This is a genomic window from Halococcus hamelinensis 100A6 (assembly GCF_000336675.1).
In the GTDB taxonomy this organism is placed as follows: Archaea; Halobacteriota; Halobacteria; order Halobacteriales; family Halococcaceae; genus Halococcus; species Halococcus hamelinensis.
The window spans coordinates 117,899-140,507 of sequence record NZ_AOMB01000003.1 but is presented as its reverse complement, the minus strand read 5'-3'; the positions used below and the strand labels follow the sequence as shown (position 1 = coordinate 140,507).

The 22,609-nt window shown below is 54.2% G+C and carries 25 protein-coding genes and 1 pseudogene; 15 read left to right on the top strand and 11 right to left on the bottom strand.

Features of this window, described 5'->3' with window-relative positions; genetic code table 11:
• The first annotated feature begins 416 nt into the window (after nt 1-416).
• From C447_RS00770 to C447_RS17540, 8 genes are all read left to right on the top strand, one after another.
• Entirely contained in the window at nt 417-2,561 is a 2,145-nt protein-coding gene (locus C447_RS00770; RefSeq protein ID WP_029601733.1) for a hydantoinase/oxoprolinase family protein, read from the top strand.
• On the top strand, nt 2,561-3,121 hold the full coding sequence (locus C447_RS00765; RefSeq protein ID WP_007689869.1) for an ImmA/IrrE family metallo-endopeptidase: 561 nt from the start codon (nt 2,561-2,563) through the stop codon (nt 3,119-3,121). The genes C447_RS00770 and C447_RS00765 overlap by 1 nt, the downstream gene beginning before the upstream one ends.
• Before the next feature lie 137 nt (nt 3,122-3,258).
• The gene (locus C447_RS00760; RefSeq protein ID WP_007689865.1) at nt 3,259-4,521 is read left to right on the top strand and encodes an AGE family epimerase/isomerase; all 1,263 of its coding nucleotides are present in this window, start codon (nt 3,259-3,261) and stop codon (nt 4,519-4,521) included.
• A gap of 771 nt (nt 4,522-5,292) precedes the next feature.
• On the top strand, nt 5,293-5,598 hold the full coding sequence (locus C447_RS17035) for a hypothetical protein (protein ID WP_239639157.1): 306 nt from the start codon (nt 5,293-5,295) through the stop codon (nt 5,596-5,598).
• A gap of 171 nt (nt 5,599-5,769) precedes the next feature.
• Nucleotides 5,770-6,360, top strand: a complete 591-nt coding sequence (locus tag C447_RS17030; protein ID WP_237713436.1) for a hypothetical protein — start codon at nt 5,770-5,772, stop codon at nt 6,358-6,360.
• Between the two features lie 184 nt (nt 6,361-6,544).
• Complete coding sequence (locus C447_RS00750; RefSeq protein WP_007689861.1) at nt 6,545-7,132, top strand: winged helix-turn-helix domain-containing protein; 588 nt, start codon at nt 6,545-6,547, stop codon at nt 7,130-7,132.
• The gene (locus C447_RS00745) at nt 7,129-7,650 is read left to right on the top strand and encodes a hypothetical protein (protein ID WP_007689859.1); all 522 of its coding nucleotides are present in this window, start codon (nt 7,129-7,131) and stop codon (nt 7,648-7,650) included. Before C447_RS00750 ends, C447_RS00745 begins: the two co-directional genes overlap by 4 nt.
• Before the next feature lie 397 nt (nt 7,651-8,047).
• A complete protein-coding gene (locus C447_RS17540) occupies nt 8,048-8,392 on the top strand; it encodes a hypothetical protein (RefSeq protein ID WP_152416115.1) in 345 nt (114 codons plus the stop codon).
• A 96-nt stretch (nt 8,393-8,488) separates the two neighbouring features.
• Here C447_RS17540 and C447_RS00740 read toward each other — a convergent pair whose 3' ends face one another.
• The 8 genes from C447_RS00740 to C447_RS00710 form a co-directional block, all read right to left on the bottom strand.
• Entirely contained in the window at nt 8,489-8,890 is a 402-nt protein-coding gene (locus tag C447_RS00740; protein WP_007689857.1) for a helix-turn-helix domain-containing protein, read from the bottom strand.
• A 175-nt stretch (nt 8,891-9,065) separates the two neighbouring features.
• The gene (locus C447_RS00735) at nt 9,066-10,343 is read right to left on the bottom strand and encodes an MFS transporter (RefSeq protein ID WP_007689855.1); all 1,278 of its coding nucleotides are present in this window, start codon (nt 10,341-10,343) and stop codon (nt 9,066-9,068) included.
• Between the two features lie 21 nt (nt 10,344-10,364).
• Nucleotides 10,365-11,486, bottom strand: a complete 1,122-nt coding sequence (locus C447_RS00730; RefSeq protein ID WP_029601859.1) for an MBL fold metallo-hydrolase — start codon at nt 11,484-11,486, stop codon at nt 10,365-10,367.
• 284 nt (nt 11,487-11,770) lie between these two features.
• Nucleotides 11,771-12,769: a sulfite exporter TauE/SafE family protein gene (locus tag C447_RS00725; protein ID WP_193361370.1), complete on the bottom strand. Its 999-nt coding sequence runs from the start codon at nt 12,767-12,769 to the stop codon at nt 11,771-11,773.
• Between the two features lie 2 nt (nt 12,770-12,771).
• Nucleotides 12,772-12,921, bottom strand: coding sequence for a DUF7512 family protein (locus C447_RS19020; protein WP_007689846.1), 150 nt, complete (start codon nt 12,919-12,921; stop codon nt 12,772-12,774).
• 95 nt (nt 12,922-13,016) lie between these two features.
• A complete protein-coding gene (locus C447_RS00720; RefSeq protein ID WP_007689844.1) occupies nt 13,017-13,490 on the bottom strand; it encodes a YeeE/YedE family protein in 474 nt (157 codons plus the stop codon).
• Complete coding sequence (locus C447_RS00715) at nt 13,487-13,984, bottom strand: YeeE/YedE family protein (RefSeq protein WP_007689841.1); 498 nt, start codon at nt 13,982-13,984, stop codon at nt 13,487-13,489. Before C447_RS00715 ends, C447_RS00720 begins: the two co-directional genes overlap by 4 nt.
• Before the next feature lie 24 nt (nt 13,985-14,008).
• A complete protein-coding gene (locus tag C447_RS00710; RefSeq protein WP_029601668.1) occupies nt 14,009-15,193 on the bottom strand; it encodes an MBL fold metallo-hydrolase in 1,185 nt (394 codons plus the stop codon).
• 230 nt (nt 15,194-15,423) lie between these two features.
• Between C447_RS00710 and C447_RS00705 the strand changes: the two genes are divergently transcribed.
• From C447_RS00705 to C447_RS00690, 4 genes are all read left to right on the top strand, one after another.
• A complete protein-coding gene (locus C447_RS00705; protein ID WP_007689837.1) occupies nt 15,424-15,669 on the top strand; it encodes a sulfurtransferase TusA family protein in 246 nt (81 codons plus the stop codon).
• Nucleotides 15,666-16,274 carry a DsrE/DsrF/DrsH-like family protein gene (locus C447_RS00700; RefSeq protein WP_007689836.1) on the top strand — a complete coding sequence of 203 codons (609 nt, stop codon included), beginning with the start codon at nt 15,666-15,668 and terminating at the stop codon, nt 16,272-16,274. Before C447_RS00705 ends, C447_RS00700 begins: the two co-directional genes overlap by 4 nt.
• A gap of 42 nt (nt 16,275-16,316) precedes the next feature.
• A complete protein-coding gene (locus tag C447_RS00695) occupies nt 16,317-16,703 on the top strand; it encodes a DUF302 domain-containing protein (RefSeq protein ID WP_007689834.1) in 387 nt (128 codons plus the stop codon).
• Between the two features lie 190 nt (nt 16,704-16,893).
• On the top strand, nt 16,894-17,556 hold the full coding sequence (locus C447_RS00690) for a DUF2270 domain-containing protein (protein ID WP_202799090.1): 663 nt from the start codon (nt 16,894-16,896) through the stop codon (nt 17,554-17,556).
• Nucleotides 17,557-17,785: 229 nt separating this feature from the next.
• Here C447_RS00690 and C447_RS00685 read toward each other — a convergent pair.
• Nucleotides 17,786-17,974, bottom strand: a pseudogene (locus C447_RS00685) (ATPase P); the annotation flags it as partial.
• Between the two features lie 58 nt (nt 17,975-18,032).
• The gene (locus C447_RS00680; protein WP_007689831.1) at nt 18,033-18,488 is read right to left on the bottom strand and encodes a universal stress protein; all 456 of its coding nucleotides are present in this window, start codon (nt 18,486-18,488) and stop codon (nt 18,033-18,035) included.
• Nucleotides 18,489-18,770: 282 nt separating this feature from the next.
• Here C447_RS00680 and C447_RS00670 point away from each other — a divergent pair, with 282 nt between their 5' ends.
• From C447_RS00670 to C447_RS00665, 3 genes are all read left to right on the top strand, one after another.
• Nucleotides 18,771-19,217 carry a pyridoxamine 5'-phosphate oxidase family protein gene (locus tag C447_RS00670; protein WP_007689829.1) on the top strand — a complete coding sequence of 149 codons (447 nt, stop codon included), beginning with the start codon at nt 18,771-18,773 and terminating at the stop codon, nt 19,215-19,217.
• Between the two features lie 683 nt (nt 19,218-19,900).
• Entirely contained in the window at nt 19,901-20,350 is a 450-nt protein-coding gene (locus tag C447_RS17025) for a universal stress protein (RefSeq protein ID WP_007689828.1), read from the top strand.
• Nucleotides 20,351-21,190: 840 nt separating this feature from the next.
• On the top strand, nt 21,191-22,102 hold the full coding sequence (locus C447_RS00665) for a universal stress protein (protein WP_029601861.1): 912 nt from the start codon (nt 21,191-21,193) through the stop codon (nt 22,100-22,102).
• A gap of 57 nt (nt 22,103-22,159) precedes the next feature.
• On the opposite strand, the gene C447_RS00660 is transcribed toward C447_RS00665, so the two are convergent.
• A complete protein-coding gene (locus C447_RS00660; protein WP_029601862.1) occupies nt 22,160-22,582 on the bottom strand; it encodes a universal stress protein in 423 nt (140 codons plus the stop codon).
• Nucleotides 22,583-22,609: the final 27 nt, after the last annotated feature.

The window sequence follows — 22,609 nt, the reverse complement described above, 5'->3', positions numbered from 1 at the left end:
CGTTTCACCTCGCATCTCTTCAGTCGAATCGAGTACGGAGGCCTCGTCCAGTCGCTAGAAGCCAATGGTTCACCAATCCTCGATTCCGCATGGTGGAATTTTTGTTCTTCGACTTGCCGACTGGCTAGAAGTACCTAATGATTAATTAGTTGCGTGGTTGGAGAGATCCGTAACAGTACTATTGGCGTTATATTTCGTATACAGAGACCGTCAGAATAGATTTTGAATGCATTCCGTATCTTCGAATCGTTTGTGTGCAGCGACCGAGCGGGCGAAACCGATCAGTCCCGAGTACGGGCGAGTCGAGGCAGTAGCGTCGGATTGAAGCCGATTTTTGACGAGTGTGGATACGGGTAGCTCCCCTGGCGCGACGGTCGTGTCGATAATTTCATTACAAACACTGTCCTACCCCGAGTATGTCAAGCGTGAGAGTCGGGATAGACGTCGGTGGGACCTTTACGGATGCAGTAGCGATCGATAGCGAATCGTACGAGGTGCTGGCCGAGGTAAAAGTTCCGACCACGCACGAATCCGACGTCGGTGTCGCCGACGGTATCGTCGAGGCAACGTCGCGGATCTTGAATACGCTGTCAGCCGAGCCGAGCGACGTCGTCTTCATCGCTCACGGGACTACGCAGGCGACGAACGCGTTGCTGGAGGGCGACGTCTCCAAGGTAGGAATACTCGGACTCGGAAAGGGGATACAGGGGAGGCGAGTGCGTTCGGAGACGAACGTCGGCGATATCGCCTTGGACGACCAGCAGAAGATCGAAACCGAACACGACTATCTGAACGTTGGCGACGGCCTAGAGGAGGAGGCCGTGATCGAGACGCTCGAGGAATTCGAGCGAAACGGCGTGGAAGCGGTCGTCTCCAGTCAGGCGTTCGGGGTCGACGATCCGCAGTTAGAAGAGGAGGTCACGGAAATCGCCCAGGAGTTCGGTTTGCCGGCGATCGGTGCGAGCGTCGTTTCCAAGCGCTACGGACTGAAGATCAGAACGCGGACCGCCGTCGTCAACGCGAGCATCCTCCCCAGGATGGTCAAGACGTCGACGGCGACCGGGGAGAGTGTGGCGGATTTCGGGATCACCACTCCCCTCATGATCATGCGCTCAGATGGGGGAGTGATGGGGATCGACGAGATGCGAAGCCGTCCCATTCAGACGATCCTCTCGGGGCCGGCAGCGGGTGTCGCTGGCGCACTCATGTACGAAAACGTCACCGACGGGATATTCGTCGACGTTGGTGGGACTAGTAGCGACATCAGTGTGATCGAAAAAGGCCAGCCGAAGTGGAAGTCCGCCGAGATCGGTGGGCATTCGACCTTCCTCCGTACCCTCGACATCAGAACCGAGGGTGTCGCGGGCGGGTCGATGATCCGCGTCGAGGGTGGGGAGGTCGTCGAATCGGGTCCTCGAAGTGCGCACATTGCGGATATCCCCTACTCGACGTTCGCTGACCCCGACGATATCGTCGATCCGAAACTCGTCCGGGTGAAACCGAAGCCAGGCGATTCGGAGTACGTCGCCGTAGAGGTCGAGAACGGGGACAGATACGCGTTGACACCCAGCTGTGCGGCGAATCTGCTCGAGATGTTGGACGAGGACGCCTACGCTGCGGGGAGCCCGGTCGCGGCACGAAAAGCGTTCGAACCGCTAGCCGACGAACTCGGCGTCACACCCGAGGACGCGGCGAGGCAGATACTGGACATCAGTATCGGGAAGGTCGTGCCCGTCATCGACGAGATCATCGCCGAGTACGACCTCGACGAGTCACTCTTGGAGGTCGTCGGTGGTGGGGGTGGGTGCGGATCACTGATCCCGTATCTCGGCGAGAATTCCGACTACCAAACCCGTCTAGCGGCGAACCACGAGATCGTCAGCACCGTTGGCGTCGGCGTGGCGATGGTGCGGGACGTCGTGGAACGGAACGTGATGAACCCCTCCGAAGCCGAGATCAAGAAGATCAGACAGGAGGCCATCAACTCGGTCGTGAGTATGGGCGCGAACCAAGAGACCGTCAACACCACGATCGAGTACGATGACTCTCAGAATCTGCTGCGCGTGGAGGCCGAAGCGTCGACAGAACTGCAGACGCGAACGATGGGGCAGGAGAGCGTCTCTCACGAAGAGCTTCAAGAGAAGGCGGCGTCGAGTCTCAGTACGACCGTAGCGGAGATCCATCAGGACAGTGAAACAGAGGGGCTGAACGTCTTCCGAGCGACCGAGCGAAGCGAGAAGTACTTCGGGTTGGTGAGTGAGGAACAGGACCACGTGTCGATAATCGACAACTACGGCGTCGTGAAGATGAACCTCCGGGACGCGTCCGTCTACGATACCACGTTCGAGGACCTCGAATACGCGATAGAACGCGTTCTCGACAAGGAATCCGTCTACAGTGGATCCTCGACGAGACTCCCAAATATCTACCTCTGTTATGGTAGTCAGATGCTCGACGCGAGTGGACTGTCCAGCCGAGAGCAGATCCACTCACTCATCGAGTTGGAACTCGACGGAATCGAGGACGACGAGCGGATCGTCATACTCGGTCAAAAGCCCTGATGGACCCGGTAGACCCGCTCCTTCCCTACGACACGGCAGGGGAGCGCCGAGGCTGGAGAAAGGGGGTAAAGGTAGCGAAGAGTGCCATCGCCGAATCGAACGCCACCGATCTAGAGGACCTCGTAGAGCACTACGGCCTCGAAGTCCGCGTCGACGACTGGCAGGGACTTGATGGGTTGGTACTGCTGGGGACGTACAACGGCGGCAGAATAACGGTATATCGGCACTCGATCGAAGCGCACGCCAAACAGTACGGTGTCCCCGACACGCAGGTTCGGGATGCGGTGCTCGCGCACGAGTTGGGACACTTCTTGTATCACGAAGAGCTGACCGAGAACAGCCGTGCGTCCGTCAGGAGCGAACTTTTGAGCCGTATTGTGTCAACAAAGTCGCGACGAGACCCCAAACCGGTTCGCGAAGCCGCCGCGAACGGTTTCGCGGTCGAGGTCCTTCGAACGCAACAAACAACGTACGAACTACCCGTACTGGTCGAGATCTTGACCAGCCTAGGTAAGACGAAAAGCACCACGGACTCGAATGACAAATCCGAATTCGGCTGAGCGATTCCGAACCTAGTGCCAGCCATCATCGGGTAGCAAGCGGTTCGGATTTGGTCAGCGGAGCTTTTAGAGCAACAGTCCACCGGTGATACCAGTCGTATCATAATCGTTATTAGATAGATGGGTGTGTTGAACACATGCAAGACACTGAGACGATCAGAGAAGCGTACCGTCCGAAGCTCGAAGCGGTGCTGGAGGAGAACGTTCTAGACTTTTGGTTTCCCCGGTGTATTGACGACGAGGGTGGCTTTCTGACGAGCTACGATGCCGACGGCGAGTTCGCGGGCAACAACCACAAACAGGTCGTGACGCAGGCTCGGATGGTGTGGTTCACCGCACGACTCGCACGCGAAGGACACGGTGACGAGTATCGAGGGATCGCCGAGTACGGCCTCGATTTCTTGCTCGATGAAATGTGGGACGACCAGGACGGAGGGTTCGGCTGGGAAGTCGAACGCGACGGCACGACCTCGAAACCGAACAAACACCTCTACGGCCAGTCGTTCGGTCTCTACGCGCTCTCTGAGTACCACCGCGCGACCGGCGACGAGCGCGCGGCCGAGTACGCCCACGAGCTCGTCGACCTCCTCGACGAGCACGCCAAGGACGACGTACACGGTGGCTACGTCGAGTACTTCACGCCCGAGTGGGAGCCGATCCTCGAGGGTAGAACCTACCTCGACAACATCGAACCCGACTGGTCGCCGAAGGAGTCCGGCGACGACGCCCTCGACGCCTCCCTGAAACTCATGAACACCCACCTCCACCTCATGGAGGCTTTCACGACGTACTACGAGACCTTCGAAACCGCTCGCGGCCGGGAGCGCCTCCACGAACTCCTCGATATTCTCACGAACACAGTCGTACGAAAGAAGCTGGGTGCGTGCTCGGACAAGTACACGCCTGAGTGGCAACCCAAACTCGATGGGGAGGACCTTCGAGTGGTCTCCTATGGCCACGATATCGAGAACGTCTGGCTCTCGATGGACGCCGCCAACGCGCTCGGCATCTCGAACGACCTCTATGCGGACCTCTACGAGACGCTCTGGGAGTACACTCTCGAGTATGGCTACGACGACGAGCACGGGGGGTTCTACTTCTACGGTGGCTTCGACGAACCGGCGAACTTCCGGGTGAAGGCGTGGTGGGTCCAGGCCGAGGGCCTGACCAGCGCGCTCCGAATGTACGAACACACCGGCGAGCAGAAATACCTCGACGTCTTCACCGAGACCTACGACTTCCTCGACGAGTACGGCATCGACCACGACGTCGGCGAGTGGCACTCCGGCGTGAACGACGACCTCGAACCCGTCGGGCGTAAGGGTGCAGTCTACAAAGCCGCCTACCACAACGGTCGCGCGCTGCTCGAATCGATCGCAGCGCTTGAACGGCTCGATTGACTTGTCGGAGGGAAGCATCGTTCCCTAATGCCAGACAATATTATATGAGTCATCAAACCTGGAGTAGCTGTTTTTTGTCATCGTTTGCTCTGCTTGTGCCCCCTTCCTCTCCCTTGAAAAGAGGCCAGTTGAGTAACAGTGGAAATGTGGAGGGTGTTATTCAATCACCGAATATAGCCGTCTGGAGCGTATCAAACGCGGTTTACTGAGGACGGACAGCAGTGGATCATTCACACACAAATATTGGATGAAATTAGGAAGATTCTATTCTGACTGACCCTGACTTTGCCCTGTTGACTAATGGCATAGCCCAGAGATTACGCCAAACGGCTACGAAGCACCAGTAATCCATTTTACGGCACTTGGACGATATCCGATCAGAGCAGTTACCACACATTCCTATCTGGAAATAGCTATCGTGTCACCCAATAGTTAACCAAAGCTTGAACATTCACTGCTAGATTAAATATTTCTGTCCTCAAATGGAGAAGACGGATCTCATCATCCAGAAGTTCGCTAGGTCAATAGCATTTACAGCTGAGGAACGAATCTAAGGGGCCTCATCTTCTAAGAGAGCCCACAGTGGAAGTGGCTATCCAGTATCCTGGACCCTCAGATTTACCCCACGGTGTCGAATTTTCCGGGTAAGTGGGGTAACCTCTGAGCGGCTAAGAACAAGTTCGTGAAACAAAATGGCTTGATTTCCTAGCGATAGCTGTACAGTTGGTGAGCGAATCGGAGTCATTTAGCGAGTGCCAGCGGAGTAGCGGTATGGTCACAAAACACGATATCCGGAACGGGATTCGTGGGGGTGTCGGGCGATTCAAACAGGAGGTGACAGCCTCATTCACGAAAGAAGAACTTGGAGCACTGTGTGCGGCACTCGAAATTACAGAGACTACTGACCCAATTGCATCGATAGCGACGATGCGTCAACAGATCCGCGTTACCGTCGGGCTTGCCGATAGTCGAGAAGATGCATCTGACGATGCATTTTCGAAGCCTGAATTAGAAGCGATTGCTGCGGCAATTGGGGTTGAACCTGTCAGTGGCGACGAACCGGACCCGCTGTTCTAACCTCAATAGGAATCGGCAGAATCTGTGTTCAGAAAGGTTCTGCGAGTTGTTCTATGCACTGAGAGATTCAGTCTCAACTTCTGCTATGTACGGGAAGATGAGACTACTCTCCAGTGACTAGTTTAAACCTACAGCATCACTCCGCTGGTAGCCGCTCATGGCTTTACTGAGATGGTATCGTTCTCACTAGCTCTTATCATGGTAGCACTACGAGAAGAAAATGCCGAGTGTATGAACAAAGAATATGGTGCGACAGAGACGTTTGGACTCTTAGCAGCCGTAGAGATGGCTCTGGTTCAGATTATTGGAGGATATACGAGCAACACCGAGACACTCTACAATGGCTTCAGTGGAGCCGACATAGCTGCCGCCCTGGGGTCGATAACTGATTTGGTCGCTGTCGTTGGTACTGCCGGTATCGTTAGCGGCCTTGTCGGACGAGCGATGTGGCGACTCATCGTTGAGTCCACTGATCGATGGACGCTGCCCCTTCGTGGCGCACTCGCTGGGGGGTTAACGGGTTGGATTTCGATATCTCCAATAGCAATGATACTGTTCACGGTTGAGCAATATTCCAGCCTCTCCGGATTCGTTGCATCAGTTGCATCACCCGTGGCACTTGCCGAATTTGGGATGGGGTTTGTTCTCTTTGGGATTCTTGGGACTATCGGGATCGGGTGGCTGACGATCCCAACAGCGGCAATCGCGGGATACCTTCTTAGCCGAGAATTCGACAGTGAGGGAGCGCCGGCGGAAAAGTGAGCCACTTGGTTGCTAGCTGCGAGGAACCTTCCTTTGGTAGCAGACCAGACTGAAGAGCGACCAGTGTTCCATTGGACCAGCTTCTCTTTTCGCTATGCATTGAGAGCGCCAGTCTCAACTTCCGTTGAGCGCTCCGCCAGACTTATTGCAGATTACGTATAATCTATAAACAGAGCTTTCACCCATGTCACAGACCGCTCCACGGGAGGAAGACAACATCGTTCGTGACTTTCTCTCGATCGCCGACCTTCTCGAAGAGACCCAGCTCGCCCGCATCTACACGCATATCTACTGCGAAGACGAGGCGACCGTCGGCGAACTCATCGACGCTCTTGAGATTTCACAGGGGACTGCCTACACGTACGTGAACCAGCTCGTCGACGCTGGCGTTCTCACTTCGACGAGTGACACACAACCACAGCGGTACACAGCCATCGATATCGAGCTCACATTAACCGCCGACAACAAGCGTGAATACACTATCTCACCCGCTCTCGTTGCCGCAGTCGCACGCCGAGCGACCAACGAGACCATCGATTCGTATATCGACCGTCGTGGGATTCACGGCCTCGCGACCGCACTCACCCACACTCTCGCTCGTGAACAGGGCGAAACCACCCATCGCCTCGTGGCCGAGGACCTCGATATGTCGCCACTCGAAGCCGAAGTGATCCTCCAGGCTCTCCGGCCGATCGTCCACGAACACTTCGCGCTCGAGGATTCTGGTGCGTCGCTCGCAGATGTGGTCGACGCCGAGAACCTCGACGAGTGAGCGTCCTCCACATTGCGGACACTGGGTTCTTCGTCGCGCTCGGAGCCCCCGACAATCAGCGCTATCGGCGGGTTCGGACGTTCGCTCAACGAAATGGAATCGTGTTCGCTGTCCCCGAGCGTGTCTATGAGGAACTGACCACGACCGACACCAGCGAGAGTATCGAAATCGAAGCGATTCCAGTTGATGCTGCCATTGATGACGGATGGGTTCGCATCGCTGAGCCACTGGATTACACGAACCCGGCCGTTTCGAAGACGATGGACGGCATTCAACGCTATATCGCGAATGCTGACGGTCGACCAGCCGACGAGATCGAGCGTGCCGATCCGGCTCTCGGTGCGCTCGCGATACAGGCACTCAGCTCAGGCGATGCGAGCCACGCCTATATCTACACGACCGACATTGCCGCTGGAGAGGGAGCAGAGACCGTTCTCGCGAGTGACGGGTATGGCGACGCTGTGACGTTCGTCAATGGCTTCAGATTTATCGACGACCTCCTCAGCGAAGAGAAATAGCGGGCTCTTCGATACTCTTGACGACAACCTCCACTAACAGATCGCCGTGGAGGGAACCATGGTTCCGACCGTTGAACTCTGGTTTGCCTAAGACGATTTCGAGCGGACTCCTCGATCTGATTATCAGTTGAAACACGAACGTAGGCGGCGATTTGCATGGTGAATTCTGGCTGCCTAACGGCACCGGATCTTAGTATATAAAGAACGGCGATTTTCTGGTTGGTGTTGAAAACAGATGTTTCTAGCGATGGATATCACGCTAGAAATATGATATATGTATAAATTCAGAATGTGGTATAGAGCAGAGGTGTTATCAGATATCTCTACCCGAGAGGTCACCCGGATTCGCACTCTCAAAAACACGACAATATATGCAACTGGATCCTCTCGAATCGGTATGTCCAACCCTGAGACCAAACGCCGCATTACAGATTACGCGGAGGCTGGTCCGAAGACGCGCGTTGTGATCGATTACTGCGCTCGTCACCGACTTGTCCCTCGAGAAAAAGATGCTGAGAGCCTTCCGTCAACATGGCAAGCAGTTTTCAGTAGTGAGGTTCGAGATCGTATTGCTGCTGATTTTGGAGTTGATCTCAGTGAACGGCAACCGGCGTTTGTATGGGAACGTCTAGGGGCAAACGTCGATGTCGCTAGTGCGCTGACATTCCTGAAAAATCGTCGCGAGGCGTTCTTAGAGGCGGGTGTTGAGCAACTAGCAGAATGGGAATCAGAAGACATCTAACGGGTTCCAGAAGCGAGTCCGAGGCATACTGATTGAATAGAGAGGTTGTTTGAGAAGACCGATATCGACGAGAGATCGCTGGTACTGTGACCGGTACTATCCTTCAGCGGGTGCTGCCGTTTCTGTTTGCTCGTATTTGGTTTCGAACTCTTGTATGAGCTGCCCCATCATTGCATACCAGTCGTTGAGCATCCGCTGCATATCGTTCGTAATCTTTGTGGGATCGCTTGGGGAATAGACGTGGTAGTAACCACCCTGCTCGTAGTTGACCTGCTCTTTCTGGATGAATCCGGTCTGGAGAAGCCGCTGAATAGAGCGATACGCAGTTGAGCGCTCACGGTCCACAGCGTCCGCGATTTCATCGACTGTGAGCGACTCTGTGGCGTTTACAAGCACTTCGAAGCACTCTCTATCCAGTTGCTTGAGTCCGTGGAAACATTCGAGCAGACCTTCGCACTCCATGTCCTGTTGGAGCTGTGCAGACATCGACTCTGGCATAGTTATCACGAATTAGTAGTCGGTGGGTGAGTAAAAGACTTGTGCACAAGCGATACAATTTTGCACTCCTACGCCGGTAAGACGGATGTTCTCTGCTAGTAATGGTGGAACCTTTTCGTCTACGATTGAATCATCTCGATATACAATAGGTGGGTACTTGCAAATTGCCGCTCACCTATTTGCCATCGACTGAGTGTGGCTGTTGCTTACCAGTGAAGGAGTCAGTGTGGTTTGGATGGGTTTCACGCATCAGAAAGATGGTCACACCCCCAGAAACGAACATTGCGATTGCGACGGCGTAGAACGGAGCCTCCGTGGAAATTAGGTCCGCCGTTATACCAATCAAGATCGCGCCGAAGCCGTATCCCGCGTCTCGCCACATACGATAGACACCGAGCCCAGTCGCGCGCCACGAAGGATGAGCGGCGTCACTGGCGACTGTGATCAAGTTCGGATAGAGTAGTGCCATCCCAATACCGGTAACACCGGCAGTTAGGATCCACACCCAATATCCTGTCACGAGTACGGTCGCGAGTACACCCAGGCCAGCGATGAACATTCCCGCAATGACGGGGGGCCGCCGCCCGATATCGTCCGCGAGTTTCCCGGTGTAGAGTTGGAGTACTCCCCAAACACCGCCGTAGACACCGACGACGACGCCAACCTGTGCAACCGATAGTCCGGCACTCGTCAGGTACAATGGGTAGGCAATCCAGACAAGTGCATCGACAAATTTCTCGATGCTCCCGGCCTGTGCCGCGGCAAACAGCGTTCGGTCGCCCCATGTCGCCCGTTTCAGTACTGACCTAAATGGGAGGTTGGCATCCGAATCACTATCGTTCTCAGCCTCAGCTTCAGCTTGGGCGAATGGAAGTGTTTCCTCTACGAACAGAATTGAGATGATAAGCGCAATCATGATGACCCCTGCGAGGAAGTAGAACGGTTCGGGGCGAAGCCCATACTCTGCGGCGAGAAGACCCGTTATCCATGTACCAACAGCGACGCCACCGTAACCAAACGCCTCATCAAGACCCACAGCAAGCCCGCGTGTATCGCTCCCAGCAAGGTCGATTTTTGCGTTGACGCTCATACTCCAGGCGAGTCCTTGGTTGATACCTAGGAGCACGTTTCCGAGCGTGATCCACCACCAGTTCGGCGCGTAGACGAGAACGAGAGGAATTGGAAGTGCCACAAGCCACCCGATGATGAGGATAGGTTTCCGACCGTAGGTCTCTGACCATTTCCCTCCGTAGAGGTTGAGCAGGGCTTTGACGAAGCCGAAGCTCACCACAAATGAGCCAATAACCAGCATCGACTCAACGCCCAGTACGTTGCGACCAAGTACTGGGACGACGTTACGTTCAGTCCCGATAGTCAACCCAACCGCAAAAACGGTCAGCAACTGTAAGGCGAACTGCGACCAGTTTCGTCGAATGCCCTGCGCGTATGACATCGATAAAAGTCGCCTGGAGATCTAGTTAGCTGCGCAGTTGTTGGGGCCGAGTTCGAGTTCCTCGACGTCGTCTCCAGGTTGCTCCTTTCCCCAATTGATCTGTTTGATCTCGTTGTAATTCGCGGGTTCATCTGCGAGGCTCTCGACGATCGTCTCGACGAATGACTCCTCGTCGCCGTCCTCAACGTAACTCAGCAATTCGTTGGTTGCCTCCTCACGGAGTTCGCCGAGCTCCGTTGCGAGCGGTCGGACCTCTTCGTCGCTGAAGTGACCCGGGAGGACGACCGCTTTGTCGTCAAAGTCGAGTAGGTCATCCAGACTCTCGAACAGCAGGCTCGCAGCCTCACGAACAGCGTCCTCAGAGCTGTCTTCGAGGTCGGGGCGACCAACACTCCGGAGGAACAGCGTGTCCCCCGAGAGAAGCGTGTCACCATATTCGAAGGAAGTACTTCCTGGCGTGTGACCGGGCGAATGAATCACATCGAGATCGCGGTCGCCAACGCCGATAGTATCGCCGTTGGTCACCTCATCCACACGATCGAGGCTACCGGCGTCCTCACTATGGAGGTAGTAAGGAACGTCGAGTTCGCCAGCGAGTCGCCGCGCCCCGGAGACGTGATCCGCATGGGCGTGAGTATCAGCGACACCGACGATCTCTACGTCCCGGTCATCGGCGGCATTCAGATACTCGTCGATGTACTGTGTCGGATCGACAACGACGCCTTCGTTACTATCGTGGACCAGGTACGAGACACATCCCGTCCCAGGGCGAACGATTTGCACGATACCGTCGCTTTCTTCGATGTCGTACTGGCGGTGGACACGACCCCAGCCATTCATCCCGTCGTTGATGGATTCGGCATCGTACCCGTGCTCGCGGAGGAACTCTGCAGCACGACCGGATGTGATACCAGCAATGCAGACGAGGATGATCTCTCTGTTCTCTGGAAGTTCGTCGAGGTGCCCCTTGAGGGTAGAGTAATCGTGTTCGAGGAGTTCATCGTAGATAGGCAGATTCGTGCTTCCGGGGAGCTGCCACTCCTCGAAGTCCTCCTCGCGCCGTACATCGAGAATGAGTGGGTCCGCTTCCTCATTTTGTATGCGCTGTGCGACCTCTGCCGCACCGTATCCAGTATTGCTCATTGCATCCACAACTACACACTTGAGGTACTTAAGTCACCTGGATCAGAATGTCAACTTTGATATTTGTATACCTACTCGTTGGTCGAAAGAGGGGTTATCATTAGCCTCCACCTTTATCTGGGAAGAGTAACGAAGCGCTCATCTACGCTACCAAGTCGCTTTTCGATTGTGACCATTCCACAATGCCAGGAAATTGCTGGGGACCGATACGACTTCCATATTGTGAAACCGGTCACATTCAGCCACTCTGAAAAAGGCCTCTCCCTCAGGAAGGTGACGATTGATCAGGTAGTGGTGAGTTGACACACCGTCCCTGTGCTATCGTTCCGGAGACGGCAGATAGCGGCGAGGACGACTGCACCACTAACGAGAATCGCCGCACCGAAGATTAGCCCGACACTCACCGTGTTCAGGATACCTATGCCGTATGCAGCCCCAAGTTCTTTTGCTGCAACGGCCACACTCCCCGCAAGTAGCATTGCCGCGAAGTATCCCTTGATTGCGTCTTCTTCAACAAGCTGCGTCGCACCTGCACCGATACGTGCGCCGAGTGCGCTTCCGGCAAGCAATGCGCCAACGACTGGTAATACGACGGATCCAGACTGTGCATAGCGAAATGCACCAAACGCCCCCGAAATGGTTATCTGAAGGATGTCCGTTCCGACAGCGATAGCAGCTGGGACACCGAGGCCGTACATCATCGCAGGCATCAATAGGAATCCACCACCGACACCAAGGAATCCAGAGAGTACGCCGATGACGAATCCAACTGCGAAGATGATGGTGCCGGATATCCGAACATTACCACGCAGCGTCACCATTGGTGGTAGATGGAGAGATTGCACCCAATCGGACAAGTTACGTCCAGTCGAATCGGAGCCCTCTGAATTCCATGCATCGCGTAGTGTGAATAGACCGACAACCGCGAGAAGCCCAATATACGCGATGCTGATAACGACGTCAGCGATGCCCGTTGCATCCAAAAAGAATACAACACTTTTCCCGGCTTCAATGCCGATCGTCATAGCGACGATCATGATGAGCGCAAGTTTGTAGTCGACTTGTCCATGGTGGCGATGACGGAGTGCACCGATGACACTCGTCCCGAACACGAACGCCAGGCCACTTCCGACCGCGACTGTTGAGGGATATCCCAGTACCAGCAAGGCCGGCGTCACGAGGAATGACCCACCCATTCCAAAGAATCCAAATAGAATCCCGATGAGCAGGCCGAACCCAATGAATAGCCCTACCATCAGCAGGGTCAACCCAAAGAACTCCATCCTCAATCGCCCCCGACTACATCTAGAACCTGTGATCCGATGAGGCCAGTTAGAGCGCCGTATCCCACGTAGAGAGCAATAGCCTCAACGAGGACTAACCCCATAGTCAGCATCGCCTCTGCTGACCCACTCATAATCTCTAATCCCAACATCTCAGTTCTCTCCCTTGTTCGTGCACGCTATTTTCTTAACCGAGCAATACTCTGTCTGCTTTCCTGGCGAGTTGTTATTTCGAATCATGAGGTGTTCAGTCGCTGGAGGTAGCAGTTACGGCATCACTCTCGTCAGTGCGAGAGGAACGAACAAAGCCCTGAGCGTATGCCCCGAGGAACATCCCGAGGATAGCCCACAAGATGGCAACGTTGCCGAGACCAACGCTTGCGTACGCTGCTCCGGGACAGATCCCTGAAAGCCCCCAACCGACCCCGAAGATTACTCCGCCGATAGGAACGTTCTTATCGAATGTCTTCAGGCGGCGAGTGTACCTGCGTCCGGTCAAAGGTGCATGGTTGAGGAAATTCGTCGCGACGAAGAACGTCACTCCTGAGACGACAGCGGCCCCGCCCATGACGAACAACAGGCCGAAGTCGCGGAACTGGAGGAAGTCCAGTACGATTTCAGGTTTTGCCATTCCACTGAGTCCGAGTCCAAACCCGAACACGAGGCCCCCGAGCAGGATTGCGAGTGTAGACGCGAATCCGTGGTCGTCATCACCGCTCATGGTGCCACCCCCATTGCGGCGACGACTTGGGCCGTGCCAATGGCGACGACCATGAACGTCCCAACGTTCACAAGTGAGGTTTGGGACAGTGAACCGACTCCACAGACGCCGTGCCCGGAGGTGCACCCCTTCCCGACCCGTGTTCCCACACCAACGAGGAATCCACCGCCGAGGAGGCGCCACCACTGTACATTGGTCGTCCAGCCGAACTCACCGAGAGCGAGTGCGTAGATAGCGGCTCCACCGACGATACCTAGCGTAAATACGACACGCCAGTTTCGAGAGGCAAGGTACTTCACCCGGTTGAACCGGGGGACTGTCGAGACGTACGACAGCGTCGACTCGAGGAACGTACTCGCGCCTGCGATAATGCCTGTCGACAAGTAGATCACGGCGACGCCGAGGCCGATAAGCAATCCGCCGAGTGCATATTGAGCGATGCCTCGCGGGAACAGGTCGGCAAGCGCGACCAACGGGAGTGTGGTTATATCCATTTGCTTAGTTCAAAAACTCCGTCATTAGTTACTCGTCATTGCGTCGCTGCTGGCGGCACAGTTGTTCGGCCCGAGTTCGAGTTCGAATGCCTCCTCGTCATCGGTCGCCTGCTGACCGAGATTCGTACCGATGATCTCTTCATAATTCGAGGGGCGCGGTGGCATGTCCGAGAGGATAAACTCGACGAACTCATCTCGCCCCATCGACAGCGCATCCATTCGAGTCTTCAAGTCGCCGAGCCGAGCGGCGTAGGTGCCGTCTTCCAGCGGTGTTGCGGCATCACTGAAATGCGCTGGGGCGATCAGCACATCTTCGTTCAATCCAAGGATCTTCGACTGAAGAGTATCGTACAACTCCGCCGCAGCCTCGCGAGCCGCTTCGTTATTAGCGCCTTCGAGGTCCGGCCGTGCTACACTCTCGGTGAAGAGCCCGTCGCCGGTGAGGAGCACAGCGTCATCGACAAGGTAAGAGGTCATACCCGACGTGTGACCGGGGGTATGGAGCACGTCAACCTCGATAGCACCGACCGAGAGCGCGTCACCATCGGTGACCGTCTGGTAGTCAATATCGTACTCAATACCACGCTCAACTGCGGGTTCAGGGAGGACAACACGTGCGCCTGTCTCGGCAGCGAGTTCGCGAACGCCGCTAACGTGATCAGCGTGGATATGAGTGTCGACCGCATATCTAATCTCCGCACCCATCGCTCGCGCGTCAGCAATGTAGTCATCGACAAACGCTCGCAGAGGATCGATGACGGCAGCCTCGCCGTCACTGACGACCATATACGCCAGACAACCACTGGAGGGACGTTGATACTGGGCAACCGTTGCCTCGGTATCAACCTCGAGCTCGCGATACTCGTAGATCCGCGCCCAACCCTTCATGCCAGCTCCAAGGTTCGCGGCGTTCACTCCTTCCTCAAGAAGTTGACCAGCGACGTACTCGCTTGAGCCACCCTTCGCGCAGACAACGATGGTTGGATCGCCTTTTGGAATGCGCTCGAGTTGTTCGTCGCTGACTCCCTCAAGCAGTTCGAAGTAGGGAATATTGACGATTTCGACGTTATCACCGTCTATTTGCCACTCCTCAAACTCGCTTTCGGCACGCGCATCGAGGATATCGACGTGCTCGCCGTTATCGATGCGTTGCTTGACTTCTTCAGGTGGGATCGATTCTACTTCCGTGTTCGATTCCGGAGCGTCCATCTGTACCTCCCAATATCCCATCCTTTCGTATAAGGGTTCGCATAGTAATTCAAAATTACTGCAATACAGCTACCGATACATGTGTTCAGATACGCGTGAAGTCAACCTAAAGACGATCTATGCCTTAATTCTCTCTTAGAATAGTGCGCTGATTACCCAAGAATCGACACACTTTTCAGTCACCCAGTAATATTGTGGAGTGAGCCCACTACAAAACGGGCTAATTCAGAATGAATACGGAATACACTGTCTCCGAAACTCTCGACGTGAAAGGCGAATCGTGTCCAATGCCTGTCGTAAAGACGAAAGGCGCTATCGATGACCTGAAAGAAGGCGAGGTGCTGGAGGTGCTCGCTACTGATTCCGGGAGCATGAGCGACATCGCCGGCTGGGCAGAGACGACCGAAGGTGTCGAACTCCTCGAGCAGGTCGAAGACGGGGACGTCTTCAAACACTACGCGCGCAAAACAGAATGAGTACGGATATATCGGAAACTTCGGATAATCAGGAAACAGCTGAGCCGGTTGACGCGCCTGAAGACTTGTCCGCGGCAGAACTCGCTACAGAGGTCCAAGAGCTACGGGAAGAACTCGCGGACGTCAAAGCTGACATCGCTGACGATGAGACGTCGATGGTAATCGTGTCGACGAAGGGAACGCTGGATATGGCGTATCCGCCACTCATCCTCGCCTCGACGGCCGCTGCCTTCGGTTGGGATGTCACAGTGTTCCATACGTTCTGGGGGCTGGATATTCTCCATGAGGAAAAGTCGAAGAACCTCAAACTCTCAGCGGTGGGGAATCCCAGCATGCCAGTACCGAACGCTATCGCATCGCTCCCAGGGATGGACTCAATGGCGACGAAGATGATGAACAGGAAAATTGCCGACAACGGAACAGCGACCATCGAAGAGCTCATCGATGTCTCGATTGACCAGGGTGTCGACCTACAGGCCTGTCAGATGACTATCGACCTCATGGATTACGACGAAGAGGAGTTCTATGACGGGGTCGAAACCGGTGTCGGCGCTGCAACGGCGCTCCAGCGTATGGCCAGCGCCGATGTCCAACTACTCGTCTGAGTTCCACTCACCGAACAGATACACGACCAAGACCCAATTGCCATGAGTTACACAACGCAGAAACAGGTAGACGGACAGTTCAACGACGTCATCGAACAGACGATCAGCGCGCTCGAAAACGAAGGGTTTGGCGTTCTCTGTGACATTGATGTGCAGGCGACATTCGCGGAGAAGCTCAATGAGGAATTCCGCCAGTATCGGATCCTCGGAGCATGCAACCCCGAACTAGCTTACCAGGGCCTTGAAGAGGAGCCTGAACTCGGGGCACTTCTTCCATGTAATGTCATTGTCTACGAAAAAGACGATAAGCAGGTTATCGTGAGTGCGATCGACCCGAATCAGCTCATTGGAGTTACTGACAATTCAAATCTTAGCTCGATAGCGATGGATGTTTCGGACCGATTCGAGCGCGTTCTTGACTCGCTATAATACTACCATAGAAGGCATTAAATGACAACTTACGCGAATAACATACCCACAGAAGAAGCCTCATATGAAATTCTCACATCTGATGAGTGACTCGCAATCAAATTCAAGAGAAGACGGTGACTCAAACTCAGAGGAGAATGAATATGACCAGGATACCTCATTTGATGCAGTAAGTGAAGAGGCCCGGACGATGGGCCGAGGATTCTTTGAGGAGTCGAGTGCACCTGGATCGGCGATGGCACACCTCTATCGAGGTGAGATCCACCGGATGAAGCTCTGGCGTGAGCGTCTCGATCGAACCTCAAATTGGGCGGTAACGCTCATTGCAGCCATTCTTACGTATGCGTTCTCGGGTTCGGATCAGCCACACTACCTTATTCTCGTGGGTGTTGTGATGGTGACGGTCTTCCTCATCATTGAGGCCCGTCGCTATCGGGGATACGATATGTGGCGCTCTCGAGTTCGAATCCTCCAGCGGAATGTGTTCGCATACTCGCTCGACCCATCGCAGGGGATTGAAGACCCGGATTGGCGTCCGCGACTCTCACGTGACTATCGGGTACCCCGGACGAAAATCTCCTATGAGGAAGCAATTGCACATCGGCTTCGCCGAGTATACCTTCCCTTAGTTACGGTACTACTCGTAGCCTGGCTGGTCCGAATTCACTTCATCTCAGGGGGGCAGAATTGGCCTGCAAGCGCCGCAATCGGCATGCTACCAGGCTGGATTGTGATTACCTTCATCGGAGGGTTCTATGCGCTCCTCGCTGGGATCACATTTCGGCCACGTGTCTGGCAGGCCACGGGTGAACTCCGCCGAAGCGATGTCGGTGCTTGGGATGATATTGAGTGAGCCAAATAGAGGCACTCAGTCTCTTTGTGACCCATCCGAATATAGTAGCGAAACGTACTATAGACACGCTGTTAACCCAGAGATGAACCGACTGATATGAATCCAAATGACCGCAGGGTGTACCACGTAACGTAGAGACCGATACCGACGAAGGCGACACTTCCAATCACTCGGACTAGAGCAGCGTATTGACCCAAGGAGAGATCTCTCTCAGAGAGGCTTGGGACGATACTAATCCGATCACAAGCGTGCTCATACCCGCGCCGAAGGCGATGGCGAGATTGATAGTGAGCGTTCGGCGGGTCTTGCGTCCGAGGCCGAGAACGTAGGGGATCTTGCTGAGGTCGTCGCCCATCAGCACTACGTTGGCAGTGTCGAGGGCGACGTCGGTCCCTGCGCCGCCCATCGCGACGCCGAGTTACGCCCGAAAAAGGTCGTATCGATGTTCGCTGCCATTTCTGACTCCCACTGGGATTCTATTCTCTGCTATCAGCTTCAGTTTTAATTACAAGTGTCGGTCGAGCCGTCAACCTGAGCACGCGGTCGGTGACGCTGCCGAGGAGCGCGCGGTACTCCGCCGAACGATGTTTCGTTCCGAGAACGATTAGATCTACGTCTTGGTCATCGCCGTATTCGATGATGGTTTTGACTGGCCCACCGTGTCTGAGCGTCTCGACGAACTCGACGCCATTGTCGTTTGCGACAGCGTGTACCCTATCGAGCGTCTCCTGCCCGTGTTCCGTGAGGCCATGCTCCGGTCCTTCCGCCTCATTGACGTACTCGTCGCCGCTGTATGCTGTATAGACGCTCTCGTCGACAACGTAAAGCACGTACAGGTCGGCATCGTGAGTCGCTGCAAGGTCTATAGCATGGGATTCGGCATTCGCCGATGCGATCGTTCCATCGGTGGCAAGCAGGATCCGGTTGTACATTTACTCACTCTATTCCTCCATCAAGCAAGAAGATGTCGGCAAGCTAGTCGTCACAGAAAAACAGCAAATTGGAATAGTCGTCCGGTTTGACGAACAGAACGAAGAACGAACAATCTCGGCCGATGTTCACACAATGGTGATAGCCGACGGGCTCAACGATGTGATTGGGGAGTTTGAAGCAGAGTTGCTGTTCTCATCGTCTTGAGTGCGGGAGAAGCATTCGGTTTGAGAGCGCTCCTTCTCCAAAGATGGAGTTTTATTGATCCGTGTCGTGATCACTATATGGACGACATCGATATTGAGGAGATGAATTCCAACGAACGAGACGAACTTCTCGGTGCCAGCGGTACCGGTGTGCTGTCGCTCACGACGGACGAGCCAGCGCCGTATTCAAGACCGGTTTCGTACGGTTACGATCAGACCGAGTCGGTCTTTTACTTTCGATTGGCACTTAGTTCGGACAGCGTAAAAGGCGACCTCGCTGGCCGTGTCGTTTCGTTCGTCACGTACGGCCAAGTGGAGACGGGCTGGCGCAGTGTTATCGCGACAGGGGCATTGGAGGAAACCACCGACGAGTCGACCGGTATCGAAGCTCTCCAAGGGCTCGAACGAACCCACATCCCGCTCATCGATATATTTGGAAAACCCCCGAAGGAAGTGTCGTTCGGATTCTATCGGCTCGTACCCACCGAATTCACGACCCGTAAGGAAGGGAAAACCGAACTCTAAGAACCTGTTTCGTGATTCGGTGCTCGGTCGTCGATATCCATCCCACCTATGCGCTATGGGATTCTCGTCTCATAAGCTTCGACCGCCCTGATAACCGTTTCCTCACCCCTAGTCCGGCTAGCGCACGGGGCTGACTGCGACGGTTCAAGCAGTATTATAATTACGATAGACCGAACCAAGCGCTCGGTTGACGTACGCCGGCCAAGGAGGTTTTCAATTAGACAGCGCCTCTGAGTCGGACAGCTCAGTCATATATTTTATAAATAGTTATCACTATTCATAATCACCTTCTTTTCTTTCTAGCCCCTTGATTTCTTCAATCTGTAACTCCCATCCATGGATAGAATCAATTGCATTAGATCGCTGAAAAGCTTTCATAAACCAACCATTGTCCTCTAATGTGTTCAGTAGATGTTCCCATTGATCTCCACTACTATTTACTCTTTTTACTGGGCCAGTAACTGCTATGCTCTGCCAATTAAAACGACCGCGAATTTCTGTAACCAATTCTCGTTACTCTGTAATCGAAGCCGTCTCAACACCAAAAAAAACATCATCTAGTATTCCTGTGAGCTATTCTTGAGAATAAATTCCGGACTGAGATAGCTCACCCAAATGCAATAAAGAAATACCAACGGGCCATTCATATAGTTTGACTTCCATAATTTGATCGTGGTCCAAATATGTACACTCGAATTTTGATACCAACCGACGGGAGCGAGGGTGCAACCTTAGCAGCGAAACAGGGTGTCGATCTCGCGAAGACGTACGATTCCGCATTACATGTGATTCATGTCGTGGATCTTCACCCACCGTATACCGAGGTCGACCTAGAAAGGCTATACGCAGCCTTCGAGAAAGCAGGACAAGAAGCAATCGACGAGGCTGTCGACCAAGCGGAAGCAGCAGGAGTCTGTTCAATAGAAGCAACTATTCTCGAAGGGTCGCCCGCTATCGCGATTCTTGAATACGCTGACAAACACGATATCGACTTGATCGTCATGGGCACCCACGGTCGGCGTGGAATCAGACGGTATCTCATCGGTAGCGTGGCCGAGCGTGTCGTCAGACTCGCCAGCGTTCCAGTCCTTACCGTACGAATGTCGAACGACCCACCATCAATAGATCCGTAATGTAAATATATTCCTCAAATTTAAGTACTACATAGGAAGCCCAACAGACCAACAATCTGTCTCCAATTAGGAATAGAGCATTATATTTCAGGCTGTTCTATTTGCCATCAATAATCAAATATTTTACAAATTAGAACATATTGTTAGATCCCACTGTCAGCTACGATCCAGACAGTGTTTTTCCCGAAATGGGCAATGATGGTTACTGTTCGCTTACTCGGCCCCAAGTGGTGGGTTGATCTCGCATTTCGACTGGCGACGTTTACGCGAGGTGAAAGTTGGTTTGGTCGTAACGAGTATGTCCAGTCGTACGTTCTGGAGCAGAGGGCAGCGTTCACCATCGAAGATTATAACAAGATTTTCGGAGCGATATACGACTTCAGGATAGTGAACTTAGAGGCAATATGTCCCGACGCTGGTGCTCAATGGAGAGTTCGAGAGCGATTCAGTGTTCCGTCAGGCGAAGACGCTGGAACAGCATATTCCAGATATAGAGGCATACGTGATATCAGATGCCAGCCACACGTTGAACATGGAGAATCCCGACGGATTCACTGAAGCAATAGATAGATTCCTTGAATTTGGTCAGTGTTTGCCACTTTGGAGAAGTTCACGATCCCCGATATCTGGGACTATCACAAACACACTATCTATTCAACAAGACTTGTGAAATCTCTTACTCACGGCGTGAATGATGCGATGAACGACCCAATTCTCTTTGGCTTCAAATCGAAGCGACTTGGCCACTACGGTCGAACAAAACATGAATTCAAAGGCCCATTCTCCGTGCTCCGGAACTACCGACCAAATTTATGCTCTAACAGCCCGATTCATGGGATGATGTACGATACGATTCTCGTTCCGACCGACGGCAGTGAGCACGCAATTCGGGCCGCTGAACACGCTCGCTATCTCGCACGGATGTTTGATTCGACAGTCCATCTCGTTAGTGCCGCCGATGTTCAAACAGCCGGTGGCATGTTCGACGCTGGTGGCGTCGATCGCCAATTCATCGAGCGTATCGAGGCTGAAAATGAGCGGGCAATGGAGACAACAAAGGGTACCCTTGAGGAAATCGAGCCACTGCGAACCGCAGTACTCAGAGGAAAACCCGCCGATGCGATTATCGAGTACGTGGATAAGCACGATATTGACCTTATTGCGATGGGCACGCATGGCCGGACTGGAGTCAGTCGGTACGTCATGGGCAGCATCACCGAACACGTCGTACGCCGTGCTTCGTGTCCAGTGCTAACGGTCAAAGCAGTCGAGAAAAGCGAGCTCGCTAAGGGCTACGAGGAGGTTATGATCCCGACCGACGGCAGCGATGCCTCGAGCACCGCCATCAACCATGGCATCGAGATCGCGAAACAGGCCAAGGCTCACGTTCATGCCGTCAATGTCGTGGATGTTGGAGCGATAACATTCACTCCGGACTACTCCGCACCGTCGGAGCTGGTCAAGCGTTTTGAAACCGAGGGTGAACGTGCCACCGGGACGATCGCCGACCGCGCCGCGGACGCAGGGCTCGATGTGACGACGAGTGTCCACGAGGGCCTGCCGGCGAGCGATCTGCTCGCATACGCCGACGAGAACGACGTTGATCTCATCACGATGGGTACGACCGGCCGAACGGGCCTCAATCGCTATCTCCTCGGAAGCACCACCGAACGAGTCATCAGACACGCCGAAATGCCGGTGATGGCCGTCAACGCGCGACAAATAATGGAAAGAGAACGGTCGACGAGCTAAGCAAACATGGTATGGTACGAATGGACAAAAAGGCGAGTCGTGAGTGCGGAGTAACTCTTAGACGGGAATGACAGGAATATCAGCCTCCCTGAGGACCCGGTCCGTAACCGAGCCAATATGGGGTGGTTCGACGCCCGTGGCTCCGCGTTTCCCCATCACGATGAGGTCAATCTCGTGTAACTCAGGATATTTTAGGATCTCTTTGTATGGGACACCACGAAGGACGGACATAGTCGAATCAATGCCCTGTTCGGTGGCATCTTCGACGATGTCCTCAACGAGGTCTTCGGCCATATCCGCGACGTTCTCGAGGAACGCTTCGTAACTGCTGAGGGCTGGCGTCGAACCGTAGACGCTTTCATCCACTACGAAAAGAACGTGGAGGTGTGCATCGTGTTCTTGGGCGAGTTCTAAACCGCGCTCGACCCCGCGATAAGCATGCTCACTTCCATCAGTTGGGACAAGAATGTGACTGTACATGGAGCCTACTCTGTTCTGCAGAATCAT

What these genes read in the sequence shown, in the direction of transcription:
- C447_RS00770 (WP_029601733.1), top strand. Translation starts at nt 417, where the DNA reads ATGTCAAGCGTGAGAGTCGGGATAGACGTCGGTGGGACCTTTACGGAT.
- C447_RS00765 (WP_007689869.1), top strand. Translation starts at nt 2,561, where the DNA reads ATGGACCCGGTAGACCCGCTCCTTCCCTACGACACGGCAGGGGAGCGC.
- C447_RS00760 (WP_007689865.1), top strand. Translation starts at nt 3,259, where the DNA reads ATGCAAGACACTGAGACGATCAGAGAAGCGTACCGTCCGAAGCTCGAA.
- C447_RS17035 (WP_239639157.1), top strand. Translation starts at nt 5,293, where the DNA reads ATGGTCACAAAACACGATATCCGGAACGGGATTCGTGGGGGTGTCGGG.
- C447_RS17030 (WP_237713436.1), top strand. Translation starts at nt 5,770, where the DNA reads ATGGTATCGTTCTCACTAGCTCTTATCATGGTAGCACTACGAGAAGAA.
- C447_RS00750 (WP_007689861.1), top strand. Translation starts at nt 6,545, where the DNA reads ATGTCACAGACCGCTCCACGGGAGGAAGACAACATCGTTCGTGACTTT.
- C447_RS17540 (WP_152416115.1), top strand. Translation starts at nt 8,048, where the DNA reads ATGTCCAACCCTGAGACCAAACGCCGCATTACAGATTACGCGGAGGCT.
- C447_RS00740 (WP_007689857.1), bottom strand. Translation starts at nt 8,890, where the DNA reads ATGCCAGAGTCGATGTCTGCACAGCTCCAACAGGACATGGAGTGCGAA.
- C447_RS00735 (WP_007689855.1), bottom strand. Translation starts at nt 10,343, where the DNA reads ATGTCATACGCGCAGGGCATTCGACGAAACTGGTCGCAGTTCGCCTTA.
- C447_RS00730 (WP_029601859.1), bottom strand. Translation starts at nt 11,486, where the DNA reads ATGAGCAATACTGGATACGGTGCGGCAGAGGTCGCACAGCGCATACAA.
- C447_RS00725 (WP_193361370.1), bottom strand. Translation starts at nt 12,769, where the DNA reads ATGGAGTTCTTTGGGTTGACCCTGCTGATGGTAGGGCTATTCATTGGG.
- C447_RS19020 (WP_007689846.1), bottom strand. Translation starts at nt 12,921, where the DNA reads ATGTTGGGATTAGAGATTATGAGTGGGTCAGCAGAGGCGATGCTGACT.
- C447_RS00720 (WP_007689844.1), bottom strand. Translation starts at nt 13,490, where the DNA reads ATGAGCGGTGATGACGACCACGGATTCGCGTCTACACTCGCAATCCTG.
- C447_RS00715 (WP_007689841.1), bottom strand. Translation starts at nt 13,984, where the DNA reads ATGGATATAACCACACTCCCGTTGGTCGCGCTTGCCGACCTGTTCCCG.
- C447_RS00710 (WP_029601668.1), bottom strand. Translation starts at nt 15,193, where the DNA reads ATGGACGCTCCGGAATCGAACACGGAAGTAGAATCGATCCCACCTGAA.
- C447_RS00705 (WP_007689837.1), top strand. Translation starts at nt 15,424, where the DNA reads ATGAATACGGAATACACTGTCTCCGAAACTCTCGACGTGAAAGGCGAA.
- C447_RS00700 (WP_007689836.1), top strand. Translation starts at nt 15,666, where the DNA reads ATGAGTACGGATATATCGGAAACTTCGGATAATCAGGAAACAGCTGAG.
- C447_RS00695 (WP_007689834.1), top strand. Translation starts at nt 16,317, where the DNA reads ATGAGTTACACAACGCAGAAACAGGTAGACGGACAGTTCAACGACGTC.
- C447_RS00690 (WP_202799090.1), top strand. Translation starts at nt 16,894, where the DNA reads ATGGGCCGAGGATTCTTTGAGGAGTCGAGTGCACCTGGATCGGCGATG.
- C447_RS00680 (WP_007689831.1), bottom strand. Translation starts at nt 18,488, where the DNA reads ATGTACAACCGGATCCTGCTTGCCACCGATGGAACGATCGCATCGGCG.
- C447_RS00670 (WP_007689829.1), top strand. Translation starts at nt 18,771, where the DNA reads ATGGACGACATCGATATTGAGGAGATGAATTCCAACGAACGAGACGAA.
- C447_RS17025 (WP_007689828.1), top strand. Translation starts at nt 19,901, where the DNA reads ATGTACACTCGAATTTTGATACCAACCGACGGGAGCGAGGGTGCAACC.
- C447_RS00665 (WP_029601861.1), top strand. Translation starts at nt 21,191, where the DNA reads ATGTACGATACGATTCTCGTTCCGACCGACGGCAGTGAGCACGCAATT.
- C447_RS00660 (WP_029601862.1), bottom strand. Translation starts at nt 22,582, where the DNA reads ATGTACAGTCACATTCTTGTCCCAACTGATGGAAGTGAGCATGCTTAT.